We start from the raw sequence: 1,679 nt of genomic DNA, 5'->3' as shown, positions 1-1,679 counted from the left end.
TCCCGGGTTTTCCCGCCCCCGGGGGGGGGGTTGTGGTGGCCTTCGTGGGGGGCGCCCCCCCCGCCCCCCACCACTGGGCCGCTTCCATTCGCGAACTCGTCCGGGCGATCGCGGAGCCTTACCCGATGGCCGGGTGCGCCTGGGTGCCTCCCGAGGTCACCAGGCCGTAACCGGGCACGGCGTCGGTCACGGCGAGAGCCGCGTCCCCGGTCACGACGTCGGCGCCGCTACGTGCGTCGACCACCACATCGCCGTTCTCGGCGTGACCGTAGACGGCACCATGGAACGCGCAGGTCACATCGAGGGCCACGCGGCCGGCGGCCTTGTCGGGCAGCGACCACAGACGGCGGCCGGAACGGGCGTCGAACGCCAGCGTTTGCTCGGGGGAGTCTCCGCTGATCACGGCGGGCTCGGTGCACACGATGGTGTCTCGTTGATCGAACTCGCACACGAAGTCCTTGTTGCCGAGTCCGCCGAGCGGGGTCAGCGTGGTGACCTTCTTTCCGTCGGCGGTGTCGAACAGCGTGTCCCGGCCGTCTTGCGAGGTGTGCACCACCACCCGGCCGGACCCCGCCATGACCAGCTCCGGGACCCGACCGGCCAGGGCCGTGCGGATCTCCGGACCCGACCAGAGGGACGTCCCGTCGCGACTGCGCAACGCGACCAGGTTCGATGTCCAGTCGTCGTCTCCTGATCGGAAGCCCACGACCTTGTCTCCATCGACTCCGCGTGGAATGACCCCGTCCCGCTTCCAGAGCACCGCCCCCGATTGGGCGTCCACGGCCATGGTGTAGCCCACGTTCAAGATCACGCTTACGCCGTTGCCGTCGCGGCCCGCTCCCACGATCTTGGGTGGAAGCGCGGTGGAGGGTCCGGGGGCCGCCCGGTGCCAGCGGGTTCGGCCCGCAGGGTCGACCGCGAGGACCTGGGTCTGTTCGGTGTCCTGCTGTGTGCCGGTGCCCTCGGTGATGGTGTCGTAGGCGGCGACGATCAGGACTTGGCCCTGCCCGTCGGTCACCGCCACCGGAGCTGGCGGATCCTCCTCGGTCATCGGCCCGCTGGTGAGGTTGGTGGCGCCGGGCAGCCCGACCGACCAGCGACGCGCCCCGGTCGCGAGGCCGGTCGCCACCAGCGCACTGCCTTCCTCGGTTTCGACGTAGGAATAGGCGGTGTCTTTGACGACCGCGACCGGACCTGTGCCTACCTGCACCTCCTTGGCCGAGAACCGGCGTGGCGGATCGTAATACCGGACGGGCGAAGCCGCAGCCGACGACGGTGTCCTCTTGCCATGCGACGGCGACTTCGTGGAACAGCCTGCGTTGGCCAGTATCGATGCCGCGACCGGCAACACCAGTAACATCGCCGGTACCTTCATACAGTCTCCTCTTCACGCACGTCCCGATAGAGCGGGCACGCGCACAGTAAAGGAGACGGCGGCGAGATTGCAGCAAAAGGCCAAAAATGATGGGCGTGGATCTTCTGCTTGTCGCCGCATGGACGAAAGTGCTAATCTAAAATTTAGAGTGTGTCTCATGTGGGGGGTTGGGCGAGTTTCTTGTAGCAGGTGATGGCGGCGGCGAGGGTGAGGAAGGCGGTGAACAGGTGGCCGTGGCGTTCGTAGCGGACTGTCAGCCGCCGGTAGCCCAGCAGCCAGGCCAGGGTTCGTTCGATCACCCAGT

General features: G+C 67.7%; 1 protein-coding gene. It reads right to left on the bottom strand.

Annotated elements, in window-relative coordinates; translation table 11 throughout:
• Positions 1–118 precede the first annotated feature (118 nt).
• Positions 119–1,375 (bottom strand): PQQ-binding-like beta-propeller repeat protein, encoded by a 1,257-nt coding sequence (locus tag KLI87_RS39280; RefSeq protein WP_214621051.1) that lies wholly within the window; start codon positions 1,373–1,375, stop codon positions 119–121.
• Positions 1,376–1,679: the final 304 nt, after the last annotated feature.

The organism is Actinomadura sp. NEAU-AAG7, from assembly GCF_018603865.1.
Taxonomy (GTDB): Bacteria; Actinomycetota; Actinomycetes; order Streptosporangiales; family Streptosporangiaceae; genus Spirillospora; species Spirillospora litoris.
This window is presented reverse-complemented; position numbering and strand designations above follow the sequence as displayed.

Coding starts and splice junctions, on each gene's coding strand:
- KLI87_RS39280 (WP_214621051.1), bottom strand. CDS start 1,375: ATGAAGGTACCGGCGATGTTACTGGTGTTGCCGGTCGCGGCATCGATA.